Annotated in this window: 24 protein-coding genes; 14 read left to right on the top strand and 10 right to left on the bottom strand. The window is 58.8% G+C overall.

Translation table 11 applies throughout. The features are described 5' to 3' along the window. Window positions 1-59 precede the first annotated feature (59 nt). The gene (gene menA / locus ABLU50_RS17140) at window positions 60-980 is read left to right on the top strand and encodes a 1,4-dihydroxy-2-naphthoate polyprenyltransferase (RefSeq protein ID WP_004203673.1); all 921 of its coding nucleotides are present in this window, start codon (window positions 60-62) and stop codon (window positions 978-980) included. A 92-nt stretch (window positions 981-1,072) separates the two neighbouring features. Beyond that, window positions 1,073-1,558, top strand: a complete 486-nt coding sequence (gene rraA / locus ABLU50_RS17135) for a ribonuclease E activity regulator RraA (RefSeq protein ID WP_002882913.1) — start codon at window positions 1,073-1,075, stop codon at window positions 1,556-1,558. Between the two features lie 61 nt (window positions 1,559-1,619). On the opposite strand, the gene pfkA is transcribed toward rraA, so the two are convergent. The 3 genes from pfkA to cpxP all read right to left on the bottom strand — a co-directional run bounded on the left by pfkA (window position 1,620) and on the right by cpxP (window position 4,344). Continuing rightward, window positions 1,620-2,582 carry a 6-phosphofructokinase gene (gene pfkA / locus ABLU50_RS17130; RefSeq protein WP_002882911.1) on the bottom strand — a complete coding sequence of 321 codons (963 nt, stop codon included), beginning with the start codon at window positions 2,580-2,582 and terminating at the stop codon, window positions 1,620-1,622. A gap of 196 nt (window positions 2,583-2,778) precedes the next feature. Further along, window positions 2,779-3,681, bottom strand: coding sequence for a CDF family cation-efflux transporter FieF (gene fieF, locus ABLU50_RS17125; RefSeq protein WP_002882907.1), 903 nt, complete (start codon window positions 3,679-3,681; stop codon window positions 2,779-2,781). A gap of 159 nt (window positions 3,682-3,840) precedes the next feature. Beyond that, on the bottom strand, window positions 3,841-4,344 hold the full coding sequence (gene cpxP / locus ABLU50_RS17120) for a cell-envelope stress modulator CpxP (RefSeq protein WP_004203672.1): 504 nt from the start codon (window positions 4,342-4,344) through the stop codon (window positions 3,841-3,843). Window positions 4,345-4,493: 149 nt separating this feature from the next. On the opposite strand from cpxP, the gene cpxR reads away from it, so the two are divergent. Together cpxR and cpxA are read left to right on the top strand one after the other, a co-directional pair. Beyond that, window positions 4,494-5,192, top strand: a complete 699-nt coding sequence (gene cpxR / locus ABLU50_RS17115; protein WP_004203671.1) for an envelope stress response regulator transcription factor CpxR — start codon at window positions 4,494-4,496, stop codon at window positions 5,190-5,192. Continuing rightward, window positions 5,189-6,562: an envelope stress sensor histidine kinase CpxA gene (cpxA, locus tag ABLU50_RS17110; protein WP_087832514.1), complete on the top strand. Its 1,374-nt coding sequence runs from the start codon at window positions 5,189-5,191 to the stop codon at window positions 6,560-6,562. Before cpxR ends, cpxA begins: the two co-directional genes overlap by 4 nt. 63 nt (window positions 6,563-6,625) lie before the next feature. Here cpxA and yiiM read toward each other — a convergent pair whose 3' ends face one another. Together yiiM and sodA are read right to left on the bottom strand one after the other, a co-directional pair. Further along, the gene (gene yiiM, locus ABLU50_RS17105) at window positions 6,626-7,300 is read right to left on the bottom strand and encodes a 6-hydroxyaminopurine reductase (protein WP_087832515.1); all 675 of its coding nucleotides are present in this window, start codon (window positions 7,298-7,300) and stop codon (window positions 6,626-6,628) included. 72 nt (window positions 7,301-7,372) lie between these two features. Then, the gene (gene sodA / locus ABLU50_RS17100; protein ID WP_004203668.1) at window positions 7,373-7,993 is read right to left on the bottom strand and encodes a superoxide dismutase [Mn]; all 621 of its coding nucleotides are present in this window, start codon (window positions 7,991-7,993) and stop codon (window positions 7,373-7,375) included. A gap of 289 nt (window positions 7,994-8,282) precedes the next feature. Between sodA and rhaT the strand changes: the two genes are divergently transcribed. Then, the gene (gene rhaT / locus ABLU50_RS17095; RefSeq protein ID WP_004203667.1) at window positions 8,283-9,317 is read left to right on the top strand and encodes an L-rhamnose/proton symporter RhaT; all 1,035 of its coding nucleotides are present in this window, start codon (window positions 8,283-8,285) and stop codon (window positions 9,315-9,317) included. Window positions 9,318-9,349: 32 nt separating this feature from the next. On the opposite strand, the gene rhaR is transcribed toward rhaT, so the two are convergent. Next, the gene (gene rhaR / locus ABLU50_RS17090) at window positions 9,350-10,195 is read right to left on the bottom strand and encodes an HTH-type transcriptional activator RhaR (RefSeq protein WP_004203666.1); all 846 of its coding nucleotides are present in this window, start codon (window positions 10,193-10,195) and stop codon (window positions 9,350-9,352) included. 73 nt (window positions 10,196-10,268) lie between these two features. After that, window positions 10,269-11,105: an HTH-type transcriptional activator RhaS gene (rhaS, locus tag ABLU50_RS17085; RefSeq protein WP_087832516.1), complete on the bottom strand. Its 837-nt coding sequence runs from the start codon at window positions 11,103-11,105 to the stop codon at window positions 10,269-10,271. 310 nt (window positions 11,106-11,415) lie between these two features. Here rhaS (ABLU50_RS17085) and rhaB point away from each other — a divergent pair, with 310 nt between their 5' ends. The 9 genes from rhaB (at window position 11,416) to rhaM (ending at window position 21,603) form a co-directional block, all read left to right on the top strand. After that, entirely contained in the window at window positions 11,416-12,882 is a 1,467-nt protein-coding gene (gene rhaB, locus ABLU50_RS17080; RefSeq protein WP_048326169.1) for a rhamnulokinase, read from the top strand. Then, the gene (locus tag ABLU50_RS17075) at window positions 12,879-14,138 is read left to right on the top strand and encodes an L-rhamnose isomerase (protein ID WP_004203663.1); all 1,260 of its coding nucleotides are present in this window, start codon (window positions 12,879-12,881) and stop codon (window positions 14,136-14,138) included. The genes rhaB and ABLU50_RS17075 overlap by 4 nt, the downstream gene beginning before the upstream one ends. A 150-nt stretch (window positions 14,139-14,288) precedes the next feature. Next, the gene (gene rhaD, locus ABLU50_RS17070) at window positions 14,289-15,119 is read left to right on the top strand and encodes a rhamnulose-1-phosphate aldolase (RefSeq protein WP_087832517.1); all 831 of its coding nucleotides are present in this window, start codon (window positions 14,289-14,291) and stop codon (window positions 15,117-15,119) included. 80 nt (window positions 15,120-15,199) lie between these two features. After that, a complete protein-coding gene (gene rhaS, locus ABLU50_RS17065) occupies window positions 15,200-16,186 on the top strand; it encodes a rhamnose ABC transporter substrate-binding protein (protein WP_004203661.1) in 987 nt (328 codons plus the stop codon). Between the two features lie 283 nt (window positions 16,187-16,469). Further along, complete coding sequence (locus tag ABLU50_RS17060; protein ID WP_087832518.1) at window positions 16,470-17,981, top strand: sugar ABC transporter ATP-binding protein; 1,512 nt, start codon at window positions 16,470-16,472, stop codon at window positions 17,979-17,981. Then, window positions 17,978-18,985: an ABC transporter permease gene (locus ABLU50_RS17055; RefSeq protein WP_165453258.1), complete on the top strand. Its 1,008-nt coding sequence runs from the start codon at window positions 17,978-17,980 to the stop codon at window positions 18,983-18,985. Before ABLU50_RS17060 ends, ABLU50_RS17055 begins: the two co-directional genes overlap by 4 nt. Further along, a complete protein-coding gene (locus tag ABLU50_RS17050; RefSeq protein ID WP_017899828.1) occupies window positions 18,982-19,986 on the top strand; it encodes an ABC transporter permease in 1,005 nt (334 codons plus the stop codon). Before ABLU50_RS17055 ends, ABLU50_RS17050 begins: the two co-directional genes overlap by 4 nt. Window positions 19,987-20,143: 157 nt before the next feature. Beyond that, a complete protein-coding gene (gene fucO, locus ABLU50_RS17045; RefSeq protein WP_087832519.1) occupies window positions 20,144-21,292 on the top strand; it encodes a lactaldehyde reductase in 1,149 nt (382 codons plus the stop codon). Beyond that, window positions 21,289-21,603, top strand: coding sequence for an L-rhamnose mutarotase (gene rhaM / locus ABLU50_RS17040; RefSeq protein WP_017899830.1), 315 nt, complete (start codon window positions 21,289-21,291; stop codon window positions 21,601-21,603). Before fucO ends, rhaM begins: the two co-directional genes overlap by 4 nt. Before the next feature lie 121 nt (window positions 21,604-21,724). Here the strand turns inward: rhaM and ABLU50_RS17035 are convergent, their stop codons facing one another. From ABLU50_RS17035 to ABLU50_RS17025, 3 genes are read right to left on the bottom strand one after another with little or no spacing between them, the layout of a single operon-like run. Further along, a complete protein-coding gene (locus ABLU50_RS17035; RefSeq protein WP_017899831.1) occupies window positions 21,725-22,318 on the bottom strand; it encodes a maltose acetyltransferase domain-containing protein in 594 nt (197 codons plus the stop codon). Between the two features lie 51 nt (window positions 22,319-22,369). Further along, window positions 22,370-23,635 carry an MFS transporter gene (locus ABLU50_RS17030; protein WP_087832520.1) on the bottom strand — a complete coding sequence of 422 codons (1,266 nt, stop codon included), beginning with the start codon at window positions 23,633-23,635 and terminating at the stop codon, window positions 22,370-22,372. 41 nt (window positions 23,636-23,676) lie between these two features. Next, window positions 23,677-25,800: an alpha-galactosidase gene (locus ABLU50_RS17025; RefSeq protein ID WP_087832521.1), complete on the bottom strand. Its 2,124-nt coding sequence runs from the start codon at window positions 25,798-25,800 to the stop codon at window positions 23,677-23,679. Between the last annotated feature and the right edge of the window lie 71 nt (window positions 25,801-25,871).

Here is a 25,871-nt window from a genome sequence, read left to right as displayed (position 1 = left end):
TGCATTTTCATCACTGTTGATGGGGGCTATCGCCCCCATTTTTATTGGCTAGAATAACTATGACTGATATCAGCCGTTCTCAGGCGTGGCTGGAAAGCCTGCGTCCTAAAACGTTACCGCTGGCATTTGCCGCGATTATTGTTGGCACCGTCCTTGCCTGGGAGCAGGGGCATTTTGATCCCTGGGTCGCCCTGCTGGCGCTGATCACCGCCGGCTTGCTGCAAATTCTTTCCAACCTCGCCAATGACTACGGCGACGCGGTCAAGGGGAGCGATAAACCGGACCGCATCGGGCCGCTGCGCGGGATGCAGAAAGGGGTGATTACCCCCCAGCAGATGAAGCGCGCCCTGATTGTCACCGTCGCGCTGATCTGTCTGTTTGGTCTGGCGCTGCTGTGCGTCGCCTGGCAGAGCGTCGGCGATTTCATCGGCTTCCTCGCGCTGGGTGGCTTGTCGATCGTGGCCGCCATCACCTACACGGTGGGCACCCGCCCGTATGGTTATATCGGCCTTGGTGATATTTCGGTACTCGTTTTCTTCGGCTGGCTGAGCGTCCTCGGCAGCTGGTATCTGCAAGCGCATAATGTGGAAGCGGCCATCTTTCTGCCGGCAACGGCCTGCGGTCTGCTGGCGACCGCCGTGCTGAACATCAATAACCTGCGTGATATCGACAGCGACCGGCAGAACGGAAAGAACACCCTCGCCGTGCGCCTGGGGCCGGTGAATGCCCGCCGCTATCATGCCTGCCTGCTGCTCGGCGCCCTGCTGTGTCTGGCGCTGTTTAACCTGCTGGCGCTGCATTCAGCCTGGGGCTGGCTGTTTATTCTCGCCACGCCGCTGCTGGTCAAACAGGCGCGTTACGTCCTGCGCGAATCCGATCCGCTGGCGATGCGGCCGATGCTCGAAAAGACGGTCAAAGGGGCTTTACTGACCAACCTGCTGTTTGTTATCGGGATTATTGCCAGTAAGCTGGCGGCTTAACTGACAAATATCAATTAACAATTGATGATTTTGCCAACAATGCGATTCGCGGGATATACTAAAAACTCTCGCAGCAACTGAACGTTAAGCCTATGAAATACGATACTTCCGAGCTTTGTGACATCTACCAGGAAGATGTCAACGTCGTGGAACCGCTGTTCTCTAACTTTGGAGGACGGTCGTCGTTTGGTGGACAGATCATTACGGTAAAATGTTTCGAGGATAACGGGTTGCTCTACGATCTGCTCGAGCAGAATGGCCGTGGTCATATTCTCCTGATCGACGGCGGCGGCTCAGTACGACGCGCGTTAATTGACGCTGACCTGGCGCGTCTGGCCGTACAGAATGAATGGGAAGGGTTGGTGGTCTATGGCGCGGTGCGCCAGGTTGACGACCTTGAGGAACTGGATATCGGCATCCAGGCGCTGGCGGCCATTCCGGTCGGCGCAGCTGGCGAAGGCATCGGCGAAAGCGACGTGCGCGTCAATTTCGGCGGCGTGACCTTCTTCAGCGGCGACCATCTGTATGCCGATAACACCGGGATGATCCTGTCGGAAGACCCGCTGGATATCGAATAAACCTTGCGCCATAAAAAAGGCCTTCTCCATGAGAAGGCCTTTTGTTTATCCGGCGCGTAACTTAGTACAGTTTCTTCGCGCAATCCAGCCAGTCGTTCTTGAACGGACGCTTCATGTTCTCGATGGCATCGATGATGTCGTGGTGCACCAGTTTCTCGTTCTGGATGCCGACGCAACGGCCGCCATGGCCCTGCAGCAGCAGCTCAATCGCATAGGCGCCCATGCGGGAAGCCAGGATACGGTCGTAAGGAACCGGGGAACCGCCGCGCTGAATGTGGCCGAGGACGGTGGCGCGGGTTTCACGGCCGGTCTCTTTCTCGATGTAGCTGGCCAGCTCGTCAACGTCGCACATGTGCTCGGTGATCGCCACGATAGCGTGTTTTTTCCCTTTCGCGATGCCGGCTTTGATTTCGGCCACCAGATCGTCGCGGGTATATTCCACTTCCGGCACCATGATGAACTCACAGCCGCCAGCAATCGCCGCCGCCAGAGTCAGGTCGCCGCAGTAACGGCCCATCACTTCCACCACGGAGATACGCTGGTGCGAAGAGGAGGTGTCGCGCAGACGGTCAATCGCTTCCACCACGGTGCTCAGAGCGGTGAAGAAGCCGATGGTGTAGTCAGTGCCTTTGATATCGTTGTCGATGGTGCCCGGCAGGCCGATGCACGGGAAGCCCATCTCGGTCAGGCGCATCGCACCCATGTAGGACCCGTCACCACCGATAACCACCAGCGCGTCCAGGCCACGCTTCTTCATGTTTTCGATAGCCACAGCGCGGATGTGTTCTTCGCGGAATTCCGGGAAGCGAGCGGAGCCCAGGAAGGTGCCGCCGCGGTTGATCATGTCGGAAACGCTGTAACGGTCGAGCTGAACCATACGGTCTTCGTACAAGCCGAGGTAACCGTCATAGATTCCAAAAACTTCCAGACCTTCCGTTAATGCCGCGCGCACAACGCCACGAATTGCTGCGTTCATGCCCGGCGCATCACCGCCACTTGTCAACACACCGATTTTCTTAATCATGACTACCTCTGAACTTAGGAAGCAAAAAATAATTCTGTTGCCTGAAGCGCTCCCTCACCAGGAGTGCACGACGCTAATGACAATAGTATATCAAACGCCTCAAGCTGAATTGATTCAGGTCAGACCAAACGGCGGTAATTTATACAAAAAATGCCGAGCTGACCCACATTTTTACATCGAATTTACAGACTATAACCTAACGCTCAAAAAAGCCCTGCTGCGCCGCTGGCACCACAGAACTGGGATCCTGATGGATAATGACATCGGATCCCGGGAAACGGCGCAGAATCGCCTGCTCCACCTGGTCTGCAATCACGTGGGCTTGCACCAGCGGGAGGTTATCTTCCATTTCCAAATGAATCTGAATAAAGCGGGTCGGCCCTGACTGCCGCGTTCGTAGATCGTGCGCCCCGCGGATGCCGGGCCATGCGGTCACGATGGTGATAATGTCCTGACGCTCCTCGTCAGGCAAAGCGCGGTCGAGTAACGACTGAACCGCCTCATAGCCCATCCGCAGCGCGCTATATAAAATATAGATGCCAATTCCTAAGGCAAACAACGCATCGGCGCGATGCCAGCCGTACCAGGATAGGCCCAGCGCCACCAGAATGGCGCCGTTCATCATAACATCAGACTGATAATGAAGCATATCCGCCCGCACCGCCTGGCTCTGGGTTTTTCGCACCACCCAGCGCTGGAAAGTCACCAGCGCCAGCGTGCTGACGAGAGCGATCAGCGTCACAACGACCCCGACGCCGGCGGCCTGCAGCGGCTCCGGACGCACCAGGTGCTGAATACCGGTGAGAAACAGGAACAGCGCCGAGCCGGAGATAAACATGCTTTGCGCCAGCGCCGCCAGCGACTCCGCTTTGCCGTGGCCAAAGGTGTGTTCTTCATCAGCTGGTTGCAGCGAATAGCGAACCACCAGCAGGTTGGTCAGCGAGGCGGCAATATCCACCAGCGAATCCACCAGCGCAGCCAGAATACTGACTGAACCGGTATACCACCACGCAAAAATTTTGATCAAAAGTAACGCAGAGGCCATCGCTGTCGCAGCGATAGCGGCGCGGCTGACCAACCGGCCATAAGATTGATTCATATAGGCTCCTTCTCCTGCACTGCGCTTAGTATAACCTGAACTTGTGACGCTCACGGGAAAGGCGAAGAAGTTGATTTGCCGAAAAAAGGGCAAAAAAAACCCCCTCATCATGAGGGGGGAAGACAGGGATGGTGTCTATGGCAAGGAAAACAGGGTTTGTTACTGGGGTTGCAGGGTGTTGCTACTACTCGAAAGCATCATCGCTGAGCCTTTCTGCATCCTTGCAACCTCACGCAACTGATCCATACGTTGCTGGTGCTTAGCATTTAAAACCGCTTGCTGCTCTGGCGTAAGCAGGTGGTACATCTGGTTGCGGACCTTCGCCATCTCGACCTGGCGAGCAACCTGTTCCTGCGCCATCTTTTCTGCCTGAGCGCGCACAGCGTTTTCATCAAAATTTTCTGCGGTGACAAGGCGATGCATTGTCTCCATTTCGCTAACATTAACGGGGAGCCTGTCGTGGCGTGCCCGTTGCATAAGATCCCGTAACTGCTGACGTTGCTGCTCGGTTAAACTTATGCCGTCAAACATATGGCTCTGGCTACCGCGCTGTCCCCCTTCGTCTCCGGGGAGCCAGTTAACGCTGGTAACGACTTCAGCGGCCTGGCTAATTGCACTTAGCGCCAGCGTTGAGGCCATGACGGCAGCGATAACATTGCGCATCACATACTCCCAAAACGTTTGTGTCGCGATTCAACGAGAGACAGTCTACGATTCAGGCTGCAAACATGCGTCAGGGGGTGTAAAACAACGTAAAGTCATGGATTAGCGGGCCTTGATGACGTAATTTCTGCCTCGGAGGTATTTAAACAATGAATAAAATCCTGTTAGTTGATGATGACCGGGAGCTCACCTCCCTGTTAAAAGAGCTGCTCGATATGGAAGGTTTTAACGTGCTGGTGGCCCATGATGGGGAACAGGCGCTGGCCCTTCTGGACGACAGCATTGATTTATTGCTGCTCGACGTAATGATGCCGAAGAAAAACGGTATCGATACGCTGAAAGAGCTGCGTCAGACACACCAGACACCGGTTATCATGCTAACAGCGCGCGGGAGCGAGCTGGATCGCGTTCTCGGCCTCGAGCTGGGCGCAGATGACTATTTGCCTAAGCCGTTCAACGATCGTGAACTGGTGGCGCGTATACGCGCGATTCTGCGCCGTTCCCACTGGAGCGAACAGCAGCAGACGACCGAAGCCGGTTCGCCGACCCTGGAAGTGGATGCCTTAAGCCTCAATCCGGGCCGTCAGGAAGCCAATTTCGATGGCCAGACGCTGGAGCTCACCGGCACCGAGTTCACCCTGCTCTATCTGTTAGCGCAGCATCTCGGCCAGGTGGTGTCGCGCGAACATTTAAGCCAGGAAGTGTTAGGCAAGCGCCTGACGCCGTTCGACCGCGCTATCGATATGCATATTTCCAACCTGCGGCGTAAGCTGCCGGAGCGCAAAGATGGCCATCCGTGGTTTAAAACGCTGCGTGGCCGCGGGTATCTGATGGTTTCCGCTTCATGATTGGAAGTTTGACTGCACGCATCTTCGCCATCTTCTGGCTCACGCTGGCGCTGGTGTTGATGCTGGTGCTGATGTTGCCCAAACTGGACTCCCGGCAGATGACCGAGCTGCTGGAAAGCGAGCAGCGTCAAGGCATCATGATCGAGCAGCACGTCGAGGCCGAGCTGGCCAACGATCCGCCAAACGACCTGATGTGGTGGCGTCGTCTGTTTCGCGCCATCGATAAATGGGCGCCTCCTGGGCAACGCCTGCTGCTGGTGACCAGCGAAGGCCGCGTGATCGGCGCAGAACGCAACGAGATGCAGATCATTCGCAACTTTATCGGCCAGGCCGATAACGCCGATCATCCGCAGAAAAAACGCTATGGCCGCCTGGAAATGGTGGGCCCGTTCTCCGTCAGGGATGGGGAGGATAACTATCAGCTGTATCTGATCCGTCCCGCCAGCACCTCACAATCCGACTTTATCAACCTGCTGTTTGACCGGCCGCTGCTGCTGCTGATCGTCACAATGCTGGTTAGCGCCCCGCTGCTGCTGTGGCTGGCGTGGAGCCTGGCGAAACCAGCGCGTAAGCTGAAAAATGCCGCCGACGAGGTCGCCCAGGGCAACCTGCGGCAGCATCCAGAGCTGGAAGCTGGACCGCAGGAGTTTTTAGCCGCCGGCGCCAGCTTTAACCAGATGGTGACGGCCCTGGAGCGGATGATGACCAGCCAGCAACGGCTACTGTCCGATATCTCGCACGAGCTGCGCACGCCGCTTACGCGCCTGCAGTTGGGTACCGCCCTGCTGCGCCGCCGCAGCGGTGAGAGCAAGGAGCTGGAGCGCATCGAAACTGAAGCGCACCGGCTGGACAGCATGATCAACGACCTGCTGGTGATGTCGCGCAATCAGGAGAAAAACGCCCTGGTGAGCGAGACGGTCAAAGCCAATCAGCTGTGGAGCGAAGTGCTGGACAACGCGGCGTTTGAAGCCGAGCAGATGGGTAAATCCTTCACCGTTGAGTATCCTCCGGGCCCGTGGCCGCTGTACGGTAACCCCAATGCGCTGGAAAGCGCGCTGGAGAACATCGTCCGCAACGCCCTGCGCTACTCGCACACGAAGATTTCCGTCAGCTTCTCGGTGGATAAAGACGGGATTACGGTTAACGTCGATGACGACGGCCCGGGAGTCAGTCCGGAGGATCGCGAGCAGATTTTCCGGCCATTCTACCGGACCGACGAGGCGCGCGACCGCGAGTCCGGCGGCACCGGCCTGGGGCTGGCGATTGTCGAAACCGCTATTCAGCAGCACCGTGGCTGGGTGAAGGCCGACGACAGCCCGCTGGGCGGTCTGCGCTTAACCCTCTGGCTGCCGCTGTATAAGCGCACCTGATGCTATCCCGGCTTGCGCTACGCTAAGCCGGGAGCATCCCCGGAAATACTCAATATGGGGGAATTATTTCCCCCATAATCTCCGTGAATTATCTTCGATCTTGCCGCTTAAACGGCGCTTCTGCATGGTTCTGCTCCAGCTCACCGACAGGCCCGCGGCCGACAATAAGCGGTGGTACTGATCGTCATCAAACGGCATATGCCAGGCAATCGCCCCGGCCTCATGGACGCTGACCTCACTCAGGCGAGAGACCAGCTCGAGCGGTGCATCGCTGGAGACTTTCCCCCCGGCGATCACCCGATACAACCAGCCGGTCTTCCCGCTGTTTTGCATCAGCTGAGCCATGTCGTTGATCGAAAAATGAAAGTTGAGCTTGAAGCACGGAGAGCGCGGCTGGGTGACCTGGATCAGCGCCTCGCCCCAGTGAAAGATATCGCCAATGTAGACGTTTTGTTCGGTGAGCCCGGTGGTGGAAAGGTTTTCGCCGAACGCCGGGGCGCAGAACCGATCGGCCTGCTGGGGGAATTCACGGATCCAGTCGGCATAGTGTTCGCGCGGATAGTGACACAGCGCGCGGTCCGGCCCGCCGTGTATTTTCTTCTCCGCCTGCTCATCCCCTTCGAGACCGAGATCGCCGAGCTGCAACTCGCCGTCAACCTGGATTTTGCCGATCGCGCTGGGACGACTGCCCGTGTAGTCCCTGATTTTGCCGACAAAGACATTCACCGGATAATGCATCTCTGCTCTCCTTGCTACCGATATAAAAAAAGCGAGCCATCAGACTCGCTTCTCTCTTAGCACATTGCAACCTTATTTTTTGGCGGCAAAACGCGCTGCAGCTTCGTCCCAGTTCACCACATCCCAGAAGGCTTTGATGTAGTCCGGGCGACGGTTCTGGAATTTCAGGTAGTAAGCGTGTTCCCACACGTCCAGACCCAGGATCGGGAAGCCGGAAGCGCCGGAAATGGCTTCGCCCATCAGCGGGGAATCCTGGTTAGCGGTGGAGACAACGGCCAGTTTGTCACCTTTCAGGACCAGCCACGCCCAGCCGGAACCGAAACGGGTAGCAGCGGCTTTTTCAAATTCCGCTTTGAAGTTGTCCACAGAGCCGAAATCGCGCTCGATAGCCGCTTTCAGGTCGCCCTGCAGGGTGGTACCGGTTTTCAGGCCTTTCCAGAACAGGCTGTGGTTCGCGTGGCCGCCGGCGTTGTTACGCAGTACGGTTTTTTTGTCAGCCGGCAGTTGATCCAGCTTGGTGATCAGCTCTTCAGCGGACAGGTTAGCGAACTCCGGCAGGCTTTCCAGCGCGGCGTTGGCATTGTTCACGTAGGTCTGATGGTGTTTGGTGTGATGGATCTCCATCGTCTGCTTGTCGAAGTGCGGTTCCAGAGCATCGTAAGCGTACGGCAGGGATGGCAGGGTATAGCTCATAATCATCTCCATTATTGTCGAGCGGCTCAAGTGTTAACGCCGCGTAAGCAGTTTGTCCATTATAGTTAATTAAATGGTATTGAAAATGCTTATCAATGCCGTATTTTTCATATGGATATAACCAGAAGAAATACCCGCCGTTTTGTGATGTAGAACAACTAATTAAGCCCATGGTTGCCAGAGTTCGCCATCCTGTGGCAACGTCCTGAAGGCGGCCAAAGCGGCTAATTTTTACACTCATCGCATCGGAAGCCGCCGTCTCCGATAAAAAAAGATGAGGATAAAATCAATGAACCACGCGATTACGATGGGTATTTTTTGGCATTTGATAGGGGCCGCCAGTGCCGCCTGTTTCTATGCCCCGTTCAAGAAAGTTAAACACTGGTCGTGGGAAACCATGTGGTCGGTCGGGGGGATCGTCTCCTGGCTGATCCTGCCCTGGGCCATCAGCGCCACGCTGTTACCCGATTTCTGGGCCTACTACCGCTCCTTTAACGCCTCCACGCTGCTGCCGGTCTTTCTGTTCGGCGCCATGTGGGGTATCGGTAATATCAACTATGGCCTGACCATGCGCTATCTCGGCATGTCGATGGGGATTGGCATCGCCATTGGCATCACGCTGATTGTCGGTACGCTGATGACGCCGATTATTAACGGTCAGTTTTCGGTGCTGATGCACACCCAGGGCGGTCAAATGACGCTGCTCGGCGTGCTGGTGGCGGTGGTTGGCGTTGGCATCGTCACCCGCGCGGGCCAGCTGAAAGAGCGCAAAATGGGCATCAAAGCCGAAGAGTTCAATCTGAAGAGAGGGCTTCTGCTGGCGGTGATGTGCGGTATCTTCTCGGCAGGGATGTCGTTCGCGATGAACGCCGCCAAACCGATGCATGATGCCGCCGCGGCGCTCGGCGTCGACCCGTTATATGCGGCGCTGCCAAGCTACGTGGTGATTATGGGCGGCGGGGCGCTGGTTAACCTTGGCTTCTGCTTTATTCGTTTGGCAAAAGTGAAGAGCCTGTCCGTCAAAGCCGATTTCTCGCTGGCCAAACCCCTCATCATCAGCAACCTGCTGCTTTCCGCCCTCGGCGGCCTGATGTGGTATCTCCAGTTCTTCTTCTATGCCTGGGGCCACGCCAGCATTCCGGCGCAGTATGACTATATGAGCTGGATGCTGCACATGAGCTTCTACGTACTGTGCGGCGGTCTGGTGGGTCTGGTGCTGAAGGAGTGGAACAACGCCGGTCGTCGTCCGGTGAGCGTCCTGAGCCTCGGCTGCGTGGTGATCATCATCGCCGCCAACATCGTCGGTCTGGGAATGGCCCGTTAAGCACCGGAGCATTTGCCTGACAAAGACGCGCTTCAGGCGGCGGCGCGACTGCGCTGCCGCCACTGCCCCGGCGACATGCCGATTTCCCGGCTGAACACCACCGAAAAGTAGTTACTGTCCTCAAAGCCGCACTGCATGGCGATATCGCCGATTAAGCGCTCGGTATGCTGCAACAGATACTGCGCATGGCAGATCCGCAGCTGGCGTAAATAGTGATTGATGGTCATCCCGGTTTGCTGGCGAAACTGCTGACGTAGCGCCCGCTCGCTGCCGCCCTCCTGCTCGCAGAAACGCTCCAGGACAAAGGGGCGGCTCAGGCTGGCCGCCAGCGCGGCCAGCAGTTTGTCCAACAGCGCTTCGCGCTGCGTCGCCGCCAGATTATCCGTCGCGTAGCGATGCCGCTGGAGGGTCAGCGCCAGCTGAGCAAACAACAGCTCGGCCATCGCATTCCCCTGCGCATCGTGCCGGGAACACTCATGCTCAAGCTGACTAATCACCTGACGCGCCTGCGCCATACCGGTGCTGCCCATGCGCCAGTGGGGCTTCCACGGGGTGCCGAAGAGGCCAGGGATCGCCCCCGCCCAGTCAAAATTGAGCTGCAGCCGCTCCGGGCAATAGATGATGTTCTGCAGGACTAAATCATTAACCGAAGCATAGGAGTGTTTATCTTCGGCGCGAATATAGAACAGATCGCCGCGGGTAATGCGCCAGGGCCGATCGTTAAGGACGTGCAGCCCGTTGCCGCGCCACACCAGCACCAGCTCGCAGAACTCATGGGTGTGTTCAGCGAAGACGTTTTGCGGGTAGCGGTCAGCCACCGCCACTGCCTGCGTGGCGGAAGGGAAAAACTCCTCTTTACGTAGAATCAGACCGGCCACGGCTCACACTCCAAACGCGGATAAGGGCGCATTATTCGCGTTTTTAGCCCGCAATACGTTGACTCTTCTCGCGTTACTGAAGAATGGCGTCGCGGCCCTGGCGGATATCGCGCGGCGACCAGGAAAACTCGCGGCGAAAAAGCGTCGAAAAGTGGTTACTGTCGCCGAATCCGCAGCGATAGGCGATATCCGTCACGCTTTCATCGCTGTGGCGCAGCAGGTGGCGGGCTTTCATCAGGCGCACCCGATTGAGATAGCGCTGCGGCGTCAGGCCGGTCTGCTGCTTCAGCTGACGGTGTAGTGTACGCAGCGATAGCGAAAACTGAGCCGCCACCTCTTCCCAGCAGATCTCCTGCGCAAAATGGTCTTCCAGCCAGGCCAGCAGCTGATTCAGCCGCGCATCGTTGTTGGTGGCCTCTTCCGCAAGGCTGCTTTTCCGCAGCAGCACCAATAGCTGCATAAACAGGATCTCACGGCTGGCAACGGCATGGGTATCCGTTTCGCTCCCCATGCCCTCCATCTGCGCCACGATATGCCGCACCTGCTGCAGAACCGTCTGGTTCACCCGCCAGTGCGACGGGTAGTTGCCCTCCTGCTCCTGGGGCAACAGCTGGCTGACCCCGGCGAGAAACCGAAACGCATCCGGCGCGCGATAAAGCACGTTCGTCAGACACAGATTGTCCGTGTGCTCGTAAAGATGCCGGTCGTGATCGCGAATAAAGCAGACCGAGCCGCCGCCGATGGTATAGGGCTGGCCATTGAAGACGTGAATGCCCGTACCCTGCTCCACGATGACAATTTCATGAAAATCATGGTGATGCTCAGGAAAGGCCGACTGAGGGAGGCGGGGTTCAATAGCCACCGTCGAGATCCCGGCCTTAAAGAAATCCGTACTGTGCAATATGGTCATGATGCCACCCTCGTAATGAGAAAAATTATCAGTCACCGGCTGATAGTAATGAAGGGTTGGCTATCCGGCCTTCAATTTTTGACCGCGAAATTCGTAAATCCTGCCGCTTTTTCAAGAATCAGCCGGAAAGATGCGGAACTGCGGACCCCATCACATCCTCCTCACCACCGCCCAAAACCGCAATTTGTGATTTTCCTCACGGTCACCTTTGCTTTCTTGCCAGCGGCCAGTTTCGGCTGTCCGTAGCGAGAAGGTGTGAGTCAGCGCCCTTTTTTAGACTGCGGACAATGATTTTAAGAAGGGTCGTTCCATGAGTATTCGTCATTGTGTCGCCGTCGATTTAGGCGCCTCCAGCGGGCGGGTCATGCTCGCCAGCTATCAGTCCGGGCCGCGCGCCCTGACGCTGCGTGAAATTCATCGCTTCACCAACAGCCTGCAGAAGGTGGATGGCTTCGACTGCTGGGATCTCGATAGCCTCGAAGGCGAGATCCGCCGCGGGCTGGAGAAAGTGTGTGAGCAGGGCATCCTGATCGACAGCATCGGCATCGATACCTGGGGCGTGGATTATGTCCTGCTGGATAAGCAGGGTCAGCGCGTCGGGCTGCCGGTCTCCTATCGTGACGATCGCACCCAGGGCCTGCTACGTCTCGCTGAAGAACAGCTGGGCCGGGCGGAGATCTATCGCCGCAGTGGCATTCAGTTTCTGCCGTTTAACACCCTTTATCAGCTGCGCGCCCTGGTGGAACAGCAGCCGGAGCTGGTCAGTCAGGCCGCCCACGCCCTGCTGATCCCCGACTATTTCAGCTTCCGCCTGACCGGCAATCTGAACTGGGAATATACCAACGCCACCACCACCCAGCTGGTCAACATCCACAGCGATAACTGGGATGAGACGCTGCTGAACTGGACCGGCGCGCCGCGCGAGTGGTTTGGCACCCCGACGCATCCCGGCAATGTGACAGGCCACTGGATCTGCCCGCAAGGCAACCGTATTCCGGTGGTCGCCGTCGCCAGTCACGACACCGCCAGCGCGGTGATCGCCTCCCCGCTGGCCGACCGCCACGCCGCCTATCTCTCCTCCGGCACCTGGTCGCTGATGGGGTTTGAAAGCCTGACCCCTTACACCTGCGACGCGGCGCTGCAGGCCAATATCACCAACGAAGGCGGAGCCGAAGGCCGCTATCGGGTGCTGAAAAATATCATGGGCCTGTGGCTGCTGCAGCGGGTGCTGAAAGAACAAAACGTCAGCGACCTGCAGGGGCTGATCGCCCGCACTGCCGCGCTGCCGGCGTGTCGCTTCATCATTGACTGCAATGACGACCGCTTTATCAACCCGGCCAGTATGAGCGCCGAGATCCAGGCCGCCTGCCGCGGATCCGGCCAGCCGGTTCCTCACAGCGACGCCGAACTGGCGCGCTGCATTTTCGACAGCCTGGCGCTGCTCTACGCCCGGGTGCTTAACGAGCTGGCGGCGCTGCGCGGCCAGCCCTTCAGCCAGCTGCATATCGTCGGCGGCGGCTGCCAGAACGAACTGCTCAACCAGCTGTGCGCCGACGCCTGCGGGATCGCCGTCGTGGCCGGCCCGACAGAGGCCTCCACCCTCGGCAATATCGGCATCCAGTTAATGACCCTCGACGAGCTGGCCAGCGTCGATGAGTTTCGTCAGGTGGTGCGCGGCAATGCATCCCTCACCGCCTTTACCCCCAATCCTGATAGTGAAATTGCCCGTTTCGTGGCGCAGTTTCAGCCACAACAGACCAAGGAGCTTTGCGCATGACCACTCAACTTGAACAAGCCTGGGAAATTGCTAAGCAGCGCTACGCCGCCGTCGGCGTGGATGTCGAGGAGGCCCTGCGCCAGCTGGACCGTCTGCCCGTCTCCATGCACTGCTGGCAGGGTGACGACGTCGCCGGTTTCGAAAACCCGGCGGGAAGCCTGACCGGCGGCATCCAGGCCACCGGCAATTACCCGGGCAAAGCGCGCAATGCTCAGGAGCTACGCGCCGACCTTGAGCAGGCGCTGAGCCTGATTCCGGGGCCAAAACGTCTCAACCTGCACGCTATTTATCTGGAAGCCGACGCGCCGGTGGCGCGCAATGAGATAAAGCCGGAGCACTTTAAAAACTGGGTCGAGTGGGCGAAAGCCAACAAACTGGGGCTGGATTTCAACCCCTCCTGCTTCTCGCATCCGCTGAGCGCCGACGGCTTTACCCTGTCGCATGCCAACGATGAGATCCGCCAGTTCTGGATCGACCACTGCAAAGCCAGCCGCCGCGTATCCGCTTATTTTGGCGAGCAGCTGGGCACCCCGTCGGTGATGAATATCTGGGTGCCGGACGGCATGAAGGACATTACCGTTGACCGCTTCGCGCCGCGCCAGCGGCTGCTGAACGCGCTGGATGAAGTCATCAGCGAAAAATTCGATCCGGCGCACCACATTGACGCCGTCGAGAGCAAGCTGTTCGGTATCGGCGCCGAAAGCTACACCGTCGGCTCCAACGAGTTCTATATGGGCTATGCCACCAGCCGCCAGACGGCGCTGTGCCTGGATGCCGGCCACTTCCACCCGACGGAGGTCATCTCCGACAAGATCTCCGCCGCCATGCTCTACATCCCGCGCCTGCTGCTGCACGTCAGCCGCCCGGTGCGCTGGGACAGCGACCACGTGGTGCTGCTGGATGATGAGACTCAGGCCATCGCCAGCGAAATCATTCGCCATAACCTGTTTGACCGCGTGCACATCGGCCTCGACTTCTTCGATGCCTCCATCAACCGCATCGCGGCCTGGGTGATTGGTACCCGCAATATGAAAAAAGCGCTGCTGCGCGCCCTGCTGGAACCGACCAACCAGCTGCGCCAGCTGGAGAACGACGGCGATTACACCGCCCGCCTGGCGCTACTCGAAGAGCAAAAATCCCTGCCGTGGCAGGCCATCTGGGAGATGTACTGCCAGCGTCACGACACGCCGGCGGGCAGCCAGTGGCTGGACAACGTGCGGGCTTATGAGAATGCGGTTCTGAGCCAGCGCGGGTAATACACGGGCTTCCCCGGTCGCGGCTGACGCCTTACCCGGGCTACGAACTGCGCGATGTTGCCAGAGCGCACCGAACAGTTCCCTCTCCCCTGTGGGGAGAGGGTTAGGGTGAGGGGCTACCCCCACCGAATTAACAGGAAAGACAAGACTATGCAGACCATTATCAACGCCTGGTTCGTCCAGGGCATGATCAAAGCCACCTCCGACGCCTGGCTGAAAGGTTGGGACGAGCGCAACGGCGGCAACCTGACGCTGCGTCTGGATGAGGCGGATATCGAACCTTACGCGGCGGATTTCCACGCTAAACCCCGCTATATCGCCCTCAGCCAGCCGATGCCAACCCTGGCCAACCAGCCGTTTATCGTCACCGGTTCCGGCAAATTCTTCCGTAATGTCCAGCTCGACCCGGCCGCTAACCTTGGCGTGGTGAAAGTCGACAGCGACGGCGCGGGATACCATATCCTGTGGGGTCTGACGGAGGATGCGGTGCCGACCTCCGAGCTGCCGGCACACTTCCTGTCGCATAGCGAGCGCATCAAACTGACCGACGGCAAGGACCGGGTGATCATGCACTGTCATGCCACCAATCTGATCGCCCTGACCTACGTTCTGGAGAACCACAGCGATCTGTTCACCCGCAAGCTGTGGGAAGGTAGCACCGAATGTCTGGTGGTCTTCCCGGATGGCGTCGGCATTCTGCCGTGGATGGTGCCAGGCACCGATGAAATCGGCCAGGCGACTGCGGAAACCATGCAAAAACACTCGCTGGTGCTGTGGCCGTTCCACGGCGTCTTCGGCAGCGGCCCAACCCTGGATGAGACCTTCGGCCTGATCGACACTGCCGAGAAGTCCGCCGAAGTGCTGGTGAAAGTCCTGTCCATGGGCGGGATGAAGCAGACCATCACTCGCGAAGAGCTTATCGCTCTTGGCAAACGCTTCAACGTCCAGCCGCTGCAGTCCGCGTTAGATCTTTATCCATAACAACATCGCGCCCCGCTCACCGAGACGGGGCGAAGCCTCACCTGCAAACCCTACAAACTGACTCATGTGGAGTAAAAGCAATGAAAACAAAGACAAGCTTGATCCTCACCGTTGCCGCCCTGGCGTTGTCCGGTTCCGCCTTAGCAGAAGTTAAAATCGCCCTCGTGGCGAAATCGCTGGGAAATGGCTTCTTCGAAGCCGCCAACGTTGGCGCCCAACAGGCCGCCAAAGAGTTAGGTGATGTCAAAGTGATCTACACCGGCCCGACCACCACCACCGCCGAAGCGCAGATCGATGTGCTGAACGGGTTGATCGCCCAGGGGGTGGATGCGATCGCCATTTCCGCCAACGATCCGGACGCGGTGGTGCCGGTACTGAAAAAAGCGATGCAGCGCGGCATCAAAGTGGTTTCCTGGGACTCCGGCGTGGCGCCGGCAGGCCGCCAGATCCATCTTAATCCTTCCAATAACGCCTTAATTGGCGAGACCAACGTCAAGCTCGCCGCCGATGCGCTGAAGGCGCTGAACGTGGAGAAGGGGGATGTGGCGGTGTTAAGCGCCACCCCGACCTCCACTAACCAGAATATCTGGATTGAGGAGATGAAAAAGGTGCTGCCGCAGTATCCGTCCGTCAATCTGGTGACCGTCGCCTACGGTGACGATCTGTCGGATAAAAGCTACCGCGAAGCGGTGGGCCTGCTTAAATCATATCCGGACCTGAAAGTCATTGTTTCGCCGTCATCGGTGGGAATTGTTGCCGCCGCGCAGGCGGTGAAGGACCAGGGAAAAATTGGCAAAGTCTATGTCACCGGGCTGGGGCTGCCGTCGGAAATGGCCGGCGCGATCAAGTCTGGCGCCAGCAAAAGCTTCGCCATCTGGAACCCGATTGACCTCGGCTACGCCGCCACCTATCTGGCCGACGATTTAGTCAAAGGCACGGCGACCAAAACCGAAGCCAGTATGGGCAAGCTGGGCAAAGTGAAGCTGGACGCCGAAGGGAATGGCGCGATGGCCGAGCCGTTTGTCTACGATGCGAGCAACATCGATAAGTTCTCGAAAATTTTCTAACCCTTGTTCCCTCACCCCGGCCCTCTCCCAGAGGGAGAGGGGGAACGGCTGGCCCTCTGCGCGATGCGGCCTGCGGGCGCCGGACCGTTCCCTCTCCCCAAGGAAGAGGGGGAAAGACTGGCCCTCTGCGCGATGGGGCCTGCGAGCGCCAGACCGTTCCCTCTCCCCTGGGGAGAGGGGGAAAGACTGGTCCTCTGCGCAATGCGGCCTGCGGGCGCCAGACCGTTCCCTCTCCCCTTTGGGGAGAGGGTTAGGGTGAGGGGCGATTTTACGGAGAACTATCATGTCAGCATCAACGCCACTGCTGTCGCTGAAGGGGATCACCAAGATTTTTCCCGGTGTGCGCGCCCTTGAGAACGTGCAGCTCGATCTCTGGCCCGGCAAAGTGACCGCCCTCATCGGCGAAAACGGCGCGGGGAAATCCACGCTGGTCAAAGTGATGACCGGTATTTATCAGCCCGAAGAGGGGGAGATCCTCTATAAAGCGATTCCCATTCATCTGCCAACGCCGGAGTCGGCGCATAAGATGGGGATCACCGCCATCCACCAGGAAACCATACTGTTTGACGAACTTTCGGTCAGCGAAAATATTTTCGTTGGTCAGTATCTTTATAAAGGGCTGCTCAAAACGCTCGACTGGCCGGCGATGCACCGCCGGGCTGGCGAGATCCTCGCCCGGCTGGAAGTCCAGATCGACCCGCGGGCAACGTTAAAAACGCTCAGCATCGCCCAGCGGCACATGGTGGCGATTGCCCGGGCGCTGGCTTTCGACGCCCAGGCGGTGATCCTCGATGAGCCGACCGCCGCGCTTTCCCAGCATGAAATCCTGGAGTTTTATCACATCGTTGAGCGTCTGAAGCAGGACGGCAAAGCGATCCTGTTTATCTCGCATAAGTTCGATGAAATTTTCGAGCTGGCCGACTATTACACCATCCTGCGCGATGGGGTGTACGTCAGCTCCGGAATGATGAGCGATATTACCGAAGAGCGGATGGTGTCGATGATGGTGGGCCGGGCGATCAGCCAAACCTACCCGAAAGTCGACTGTACCCCAGGGGAAACGGTGCTGGAGGTCAACGATCTTTGTCATCCTACCGAGTTTGCCGATATCAGCTTCAGCCTGCGCAAGGGAGAAATTCTCGGCTTTTACGGCCTGGTGGGCGCCGGACGCACCGAGCTGATGCAGGCGCTCTCCGGCGTAACGCATCCCTCCTCCGGCGAGATCCGACTGAACGGCAGCCCCATGCGCTTTCGCCAACCCGCCGACGCTATCCGCGCGGGCATCGTCTGCGTACCGGAAGAACGACAGAAACAGGGGGCGATCATCGCCCTGCCTATCGCCCAGAACATCAGTCTGCCGCAGCTGAGCAAGCTCAATCCTAACGGCGTCCTGAACGACGCCCGGGAATGGCGGCTGGCGGACGAGTACGCCTCGCGCCTGCAGGTTAAAGCCTCCAGCTGGCGGCAGCCGGTGGAGACCCTCTCTGGCGGCAACCAGCAGAAAGTGGTGATCGGCAAATGGCTGGCGACCCAGCCCAAGGTGATCATCCTCGATGAGCCGACCAAAGGCATCGATATCGGCTCAAAAGCCGCTGTGCATCAGTTTATGTCCGAGCTGGTCAGCCAGGGGCTGGCGGTGATTATGGTCTCGTCAGAGCTGCCGGAAGTGATGGGCATGGCCGACCGGATTATCGTGATGCATGAAGGGCTGATGGTCGCCGAGTACCGGGCCGGGGAAGCGACGGCGGAAACCATCGTTAGCGCCGCCAGCGGCATCGGCCAGGAGGCAGCATGATGGGACACGCATGGTTGAAGCATCGCGAAGCGCTGCTGGCGGTGGTCATCATTTTGATGATCGGTGCCATTGGCAGCCGGGCGCCGTCGTTCGTTTCACCGGGTAATCTGGTGGAGATGTTTAACGATACCGCCATCCTTATCATTCTCGCCCTCGGACAGATGATGGTGCTGCTCACCAAAGGCATCGATTTGTCGATGGCCGCCAACCTGGCGCTGACCGGGATGATCGTCGCCCTGCTCAACGCCCACAATCCGGGTATTCCGGTGGTAGCGCTGCTGGCGCTGGCAACCCTGCTGGGCCTGCTGATGGGGATGATTAACGGCCTGCTGGTCTGGCGCCTCGGCATTCCCGCCATCGTGGTGACCCTGGGCACCATGAGCATTTATCGCGGCATTATCTTCCTGCTGACCGACGGCGGCTGGGTTAACTCACATCAGATGAGCGCTGATTTTCTCAGTCTGCCGCGCAGCACCCTCCTGGGATTGCCGCTGCTGAGCTGGTGCGCCATCGCCGCGCTGCTGCTGGTGGGTTACTTCCTGCGCTACAGCCGCACCGGCCGGGCCTTGTATACCGCGGGCGGCAACGCGACGGCGGCGTATTACACCGGCATTAACGCCGGGAAAATGCAGTTCGTCAGCTTCTGCCTCTCCGGCGCGCTGGCTGGCTTCTGCGGCTATCTGTGGATCTCGCGCTTCGCCGTCGCCTATGTCGATGTGGCGAACGGCTTTGAGCTGCAGGTGGTCGCCGCCTGCGTGATCGGCGGTATCAGCACCATGGGCGGAAGCGGACGGGTACTGGGCTGCCTGTGCGGCGCGCTGTTCCTCGGGGTCATCAATAATGCCCTGCCGGTGATCGGCATCTCGCCGTTCTGGCAAATGGCGATTTCCGGGGCAGTGATCGTCATGGCGGTACTGCTTAACGAGCGCGGCAATCGCGGTCACGGGCGGTTAATCCTGCGTAACGCGGCGTTAGCCCGGCAGAAACAAGGGGTGAAATCATGAGCAAGATGATGGTATCTGAAGAGATGAAAAACGCCCCGGCCGCGCCGTCGCCGCTGCGCCGCCTGCTGTGCTGGGAAGGGTTTTTACTGGCGGTGACCCTCGCGGTATTTATCGGCAACGCCCTGGCTTCCCCTTACTTCCTCAATATCTGGAACCTGTCGGACGCCACCTTCACCTTTACCGAGAAGGCGATCGTCGTCCTGCCGATGGCGATGCTAATTATCGCCCGGGAAATCGATCTGTCGGTAGCCTCGACGATGGCGCTCAGCTCAACGGTGATGGGCTTCTGCGCGGCGGCGGGGATGGATACGCCGCTGCTGGTATTGGTCGGATTGGGCGTGGGTCTGCTGTGCGGTCTGTTCAACGGTATCCTGGTGACGCGTTTTAACCTGTCGTCGATCGTGATCACCATCGGCACCATGAGCCTGTATCGCGGCATCACCTATATCCTGCTGGGCGATCAAGCGCTCAATCACTATCCGGAGAGCTTTGCCTGGTTCGGCCAGGGGTACGTGTGGGGGGCGCTCTCTTTTGAGTTTGCGCTGTTTATCCTCCTCGCGGCCGCCTTCACCTTCCTGCTGCATAAAACTAACTTTGGCCGCCGAACCTATGCCATCGGCAATAACCCGACCGGCGCCTGGTACTCCGGGATCAACGTGAAGCGACATAACCTCGCGCTGTTCGCGCTGGTCGGGCTGATGGCCGGGCTGGCGGCGATCCTGTTGACCTCACGGCTCGGCAGTACCCGCCCCACTTTGGCGATGGGCTGGGAGCTGGCGGTTGTCACCATGGCGGTGCTCGGCGGCGTCAATATTCTTGGCGGTTCCGGCAGCATGCCCGGGGTGATCATCGCCGCCTTTCTGATGGGGCTGGTGACCTTCGGCCTGAGCCTGCTAAACGTCCCCGGCATCGTGATGTCGGTGATTATCGGCGCGATGCTGATCGTGGTGATCTCCCTGCCGATTATGGCCCGGCGGATGCTGCAGCGAAGACGATGTTAATTTCCCCCTCGCCCTGGCCCTCTCCCCAAGGGAGAGGGGACGGCCCGGCGCATGCAGGCAGCCTGTAGTCCGGAGCTGGTTTTCCCCCTCTCACTGCGGGAGAGGGTCGGGGTGAGGGGAAACGGATTTCCCAAAATCAACATTAAGGAGAATTATCATGAGTTTTATGTTGGCACTACCTAAAATCAGCCTCCACGGCGCAGGCGCTATCGGTGATATGGTCAAGCTGGTAGCGGGCAAACAGTGGGGCAAGGCGCTGATCGTCACCGACGGCCAGCTGGTGAAGCTGGGCCTGCTGGACAGTCTGTTTTCCGCGCTGGATGAACAGCAGATGGCTTATCAGCTGTTTGACGGCGTGTACCCTAATCCCACCGAAGCGCTGGTGCAGCAAGGCTATGCAGCGTACCAGGCGGCCCGCTGCGATTACCTGATCGCCTTCGGCGGCGGCAGCCCGATTGATACCGCCAAGGCGATAAAAATCCTCACCGCCAACCCTAGCCCCTCCACCGCCTACTCCGGCGTCGGCAAAGTGAAAAACGCTGGCGTGCCGCTGGTGGCCATCAACACCACCGCCGGCACGGCGGCGGAGATGACCAGCAACGCCGTGATTATCGATAGCGAGCGGCAGGTAAAAGAGGTAATTATCGACCCGAACCTGATCCCGGATATCGCCGTCGACGACGCCAGCGTGATGCTCGACATCCCGCCAGCCGTTACCGCCGCCACCGGCATGGACGCCCTGACCCACGCCATCGAGGCCTTTGTCTCCGTTGGCGCCCATCCCCTGACCGACGCCAACGCCCTCGAGGCCATCCGCCTGATCAACCTGTGGCTGCCGAAAGCGGTAGAGGAGGGACACGATCTGCAGGCCCGCGAGCAGATGGCGTTTGGCCAATACCTAGCGGGCATGGCGTTCAACAGCGCCGGTCTCGGGCTGGTACACGCCCTGGCCCATCAGCCTGGCGCCACCCACAACCTGCCGCACGGGGTGTGCAACGCCATCCTGCTGCCGATCATCGAAAACTTTAACCGCCCGAACGCCGTGGCGCGCTTCGCCCGCGTGGCGCAGGCGATGGGTGTCGATACCCACGGCATGAGCGATGAAGCCGCCAGCATGGAGGCCATCAACGCCATTCGCGCGCTGAGCAAACGCGTGGGGATCCCCCAGGGCTTCAGCCAGCTTGGCGTCAGCAAAGCCGATATCGAAGGCTGGCTGGACAAAGCGCTGGCCGACCCGTGCGCGCCGTGTAACCCGCGCCCCGCCAGCCGCGATGAGGTACGCGAGCTCTATCTGGAGGCATTATGATCCGCAAAGCCTTTGTGATGCAGGTGAACCCTGACGCGCACGAGGAGTATGCACGTCGCCACAACCCCATCTGGCCGGAGCTGGAGGCGGTGCTGAAAACGCACGGCGCGCACCACTACGCCATTTATCTCGATAAAGAGCGCAACCTGCTGTTCGCCACGGTGGAGATTGAGTCGGAAGCCCGCTGGGAGGCGGTCGCCAGCACGGAAGTGTGCCAGCGCTGGTGGAAATACATGCGCGAGGTGATGCCCAGCAACCCGGACAACAGCCCGCTGAGCGCGGAGCTCAAAGAAGTGTTTTATCTGGCGTGAAACCCCGCGACGCCGGAGAGTACCTTCCCCGGCCTCCCCCATGCGGGCTGGAGGCCGGTTCAACGGCGATAATGCAAAACAGGGGACACGATCCTTTACGCTCCCCTGTTTCTCTCGTCCATCATCCGGGGAAAAGTGCGTATTTGTCTTTATCCGCATCGGTAATTTCTCTTAATACCCGGCAAGGTACGCCAGCGGCAACCACATTCGCCGGTATAGAGCGATTTACCACACTGCCCGCGCCTATGACTGAATTCTGGCCAATCGTTACCCCGGGATTAATAATCACTCCCGTGCCTAACCAGACCCCATCTTCAATCACCACCGGTAATGAAAACTGTTGATGCGTATGGCGCAGCGCGGGGTGGATGGGATGCCCGGCGGTGGAGATAGTGACATTTGGCGCAAACATGACGTTATTGCCGATGATAATGTCCGCATCGTCGACCAGCGTGAGGTTAAAATTGGCATAAAAATTATCACCAATCGTCGTATGGATCCCATAGGCAATATTGATCGGCGGCTCTATCCAGCATTGTTCGCCGACTTTCGCGAACATGCGCTGAATAATATCGTTGCGCAATTCCTGATTAAACGGATGCGAATGATTATATTCATAGGCCCGCGCTTTACCCATCAGCCGCTGCTCCGGCAAGCCATATCCTGCATCCAGGTAAAGCTCACCGCTGTTCATACGTTTTTTCATATCCATCATGACATCTTCCTTCTCTGTCAGGCACCACCCTGTGCCACGGAATGTTGATAATTAAACGGTCATCGCATTATCGCGCAGCGGCTCACTTTTCGCCTTGCCCGCTAACGTAAACGCGGATATTAAGGTGACCGTCAGGGCTATTCCGCCGAGGATCATATAGGTCTCCTGGAAGCCGATCCGATCATACATATTGCCGGCGAAGGCGGAGAGGAAGATCGCCGCCACCTGCTTGGCGAACTGGAAGCCCACCAGATAAATGGTCGCCGACAGCCGGACATCAAACACGCCGGTGATGTATTTAAAGGCACCCACCAGCAGGAACGGCACTTCCAGCGCATGGAGCATCTTCAGCGCCACCACTTCCGCGGCGGTGGTGGCGAAGGAAGAGCCAATCATTCTGGCCGCCATCACCATCCCGGCGATCAGCAGGGTATTCTTCGCTCCGATGCGGTTAATAATCCACGGCGAGCTGAACATAATGATGGCGTTACATATTTCTCCCGCGGTGGTGGCGAAACCAAAGGCACGGGTGCCTGCTTCCGGGGTCGCGAAGAACGATTTGAAGAAAGTGGCGAACTGCTGATCGAAAACGTCATACACGCAGGCTACGCCGATAACATACAGAATAAACATCCACATCTTCCGCTGACGGAACATGCGCACCGCCGTTTTTAAATCGATCGCCGGGCGATTGGCGCCGAGCGAGTCCATTACCTGCGCGGACTGACTGGCCTGCGGTTTGGCGATAGCCACCAGCACCACCAGCAGCAGCGCGGCGGCCGACCCCATCCAGAACACCCATTCGGGATTAATGCTGAACAGCATGCCGGCGGTGGTGGCGCAGAGCGCCCATCCCAGACAACCAAAGGTGCGCGCCTTGCCGTATTCAAACCCGCTGTTGCGGCTTACCCGTTCGATATAGGCCTCCATCGCGCCGGCGCCTGAGGAGAATACAAAGCCGATATAGGCGCCGCCGCTCAGCGCCCCGAGCCAGATGTTGGTTTTCAGCAGCGGCGCGAAAACATAGAGGAAGAAGGGAGCAATCAGCACCAGCAGAACGGTCACGATCCACATCAGATGTTTTTTCAGCCCCAGCTTGTCAGAGATCACCCCGAGAACCGGCTGGAAACAGATGGCGAACAGCGACAGGCTGGAGAAAACGAGGCCGGTTTCAGTTTTATTCAGGCCGATAACATCCGACAGCCAGATCGGCAGAAACGGAAAGCAGGTGGCCATGATGAAGAAGTAGAGAAAGAAGAACAGCCCGAAAATCCAGAAGTTGGGGTTGTTTTTGTGGGTACAGACGGTCGGGTTCATTATATTTTCCTCAAGAAGGGCCGCGACGCGGCCCGATACCATCACACGCGTTGCAGGCCAATCAGAATGGCGCTTTCCGGGTCGAGGATGGGCAGCGCCAGCCCCGCCTGCTGTAGCCACTCACCGCTCACCGTCTGCGGCGTCGTCATCCATGCCGGCAGCTTCCGCATGGTGTGGCCGCCCTCGCCGGTGATCTGAATGTTCGGATGATCGAGGAGCGTCACCTGATAGCGGGCGCTCGCCTCCAGCCCCGCCAGGCGCAGCGGCGCCATCAGGGTGTAGTCCGGCATCGCCAGCTGGCTGACGAGAAAAATCGCCTGCGCTTTATCCGGGCTGACGACGCCATGAGCAAGGGTGGTGGCGTCCGGCATATCCATCCGCCACTGCACGCCGTGATGGATCACGTCGCGCCACTGCTTATGCAGGGCCGCGTATTTCCTATACCCGGCGCGCTCTTCTTCATCGGCGCTCACCGGATCCAGCTCAAGCCCCATATGACCGAACAGCGCCGTCAGGCCGCGGAAGGCGATACTGTGCTGGCGGAAGGTGGCATGACAGTGGCGATTACCGATATGCGCGCCCATCACCTCCGGCGGGAAGAAGTAGCTCATGCCGCGCTGGATGGTGTTGCGCTCAAGGGCGTCATTGTTGTCAGAAGCCCAGAAGCGATGGCTGCGCTTGAGGACTTCATAATCGATACGACCGCCGCCGGAGGAGCAGGATTCAAATTCAATATGCGGGAAGCGGGCCACCAGCGTATCCAGCAGGCGGTAGAACTGGCGAGTCTGCGCATCGGCGGCGGCTTTGCCGTTATGGCCCGGCTGCACCAGCTCGCGGTTCATATCCCATTTCACGTAGTCCACCGCGTGTTCGCCCAGCAGCCAGCTCATCCGCTCCAGCAGATAATCAAAGGCTTCCGGAATATTCAGGTTCAGGACAAACTGATGACGCCCGGGAAGCAGCGTATAGCCCGGAAGCGCCAGCACCCAATCAGGGTGTGCCCGATACAGATCGGAATCCGGGTTAATCATCTCAGGCTCCACCCAGATACCGAACTCCATCCCCAGCGATTTCACGTGGTTGATAACCGGCGTCAGGCCGTGGGGGTATTTTTTCTCATCGAGATACCAGTCGCCGAGCGCCGCCCAGTCGTCGTTGCGTCCTTTAAACCAGCCGTCGTCAATGATAAAACGCTCCACGCCCAGGGCCGCCGCTTCATCCGCCATGCGCATGATGTAGTCCGGATCGTGGTCGAAATAGATCCCCTCCCAGGTGTTGAGATGCACCGGGCGCGGCTTGTTGCCAGGGAAGCGAATAATCCGTTCGCGCAGATAACGATGGAACTGCTGGCTCATGCCGTTCAGCCCGTTCGCCGAGTAGCTGGCATACAGGTACGGCGTCCACAAGGTTTCCCCTTCCGCCAGCGCCATTTCGCCCGGCAGATAGAGCGCCTCGGCCTGCAGATAGCGACGGCCATCGGTTTTCACCTCCGCCCGCAAGCGATGATTACCGCTCCAGGCCAGATGCACGCCCCAGACTTCACCCTGCATCTCGCTAAAGGCGTGGCTGCCGGTGATCAGGGCCGGGAAATGTTCGTGAGAGGTGCGCCCGCGGCGGTTCTCCAGCACAAAGCTGTCGTGCTCCAGGGTCAGGCGGTGAGGCTGAAACTCGCGGATCCAGCGGCCATGGAAAGCCATTACCTCACGAGCGCGTTCGGCGACCGGCAATGTGACCGCCAGGCGATCCACCTGCCATGGGCTGACGCGCAGATTGGTCACGCCATGGCGCACGCTCAACACACCGCTGGCATCCAACGCGATCTCGCTGTACAAACGCAGGCCGGCATGCGGGTCTTCGCTGACCAGGGTTAGCGTCTGGCCCTCGTGCCGCACTTCGCTGGTGGCGAAAATCGGCGAGGCATCCAGCCCCTGGCGATGGCCTTCAATGCCCGGCGCGCCAAACAGACCATGGCCCAGCTCCGCCATTAAAGTGACCGGGGAATCGACATCGAGGCGGCCATTGGCGACCGGTCGCGTCAGGCTGTCGGCATCCTGCGGCGAAAAGTGGCTTAAATGCGGCCCCCAGTAGATAATTTCGGCGAAAGGGCGGGCTTTGATCACCACGTCAACCGTTGCGCTTTGCAGGCGTATAATCGAATCTGACATTAGACATCTCCATATCAAGGAATGTCTTACTGTTGATCCGAAACGTTTCGGACGCCAACCAAAACGTTTCG

The organism is Klebsiella sp. GG_Kp173 (genome assembly GCF_040062415.1).
Taxonomy (GTDB): Bacteria; Pseudomonadota; Gammaproteobacteria; order Enterobacterales; family Enterobacteriaceae; genus Klebsiella; species Klebsiella quasipneumoniae.
The sequence above is the reverse complement of the archived record's forward strand: the minus strand, read 5'-3'. Positions and strand labels throughout refer to the sequence as shown.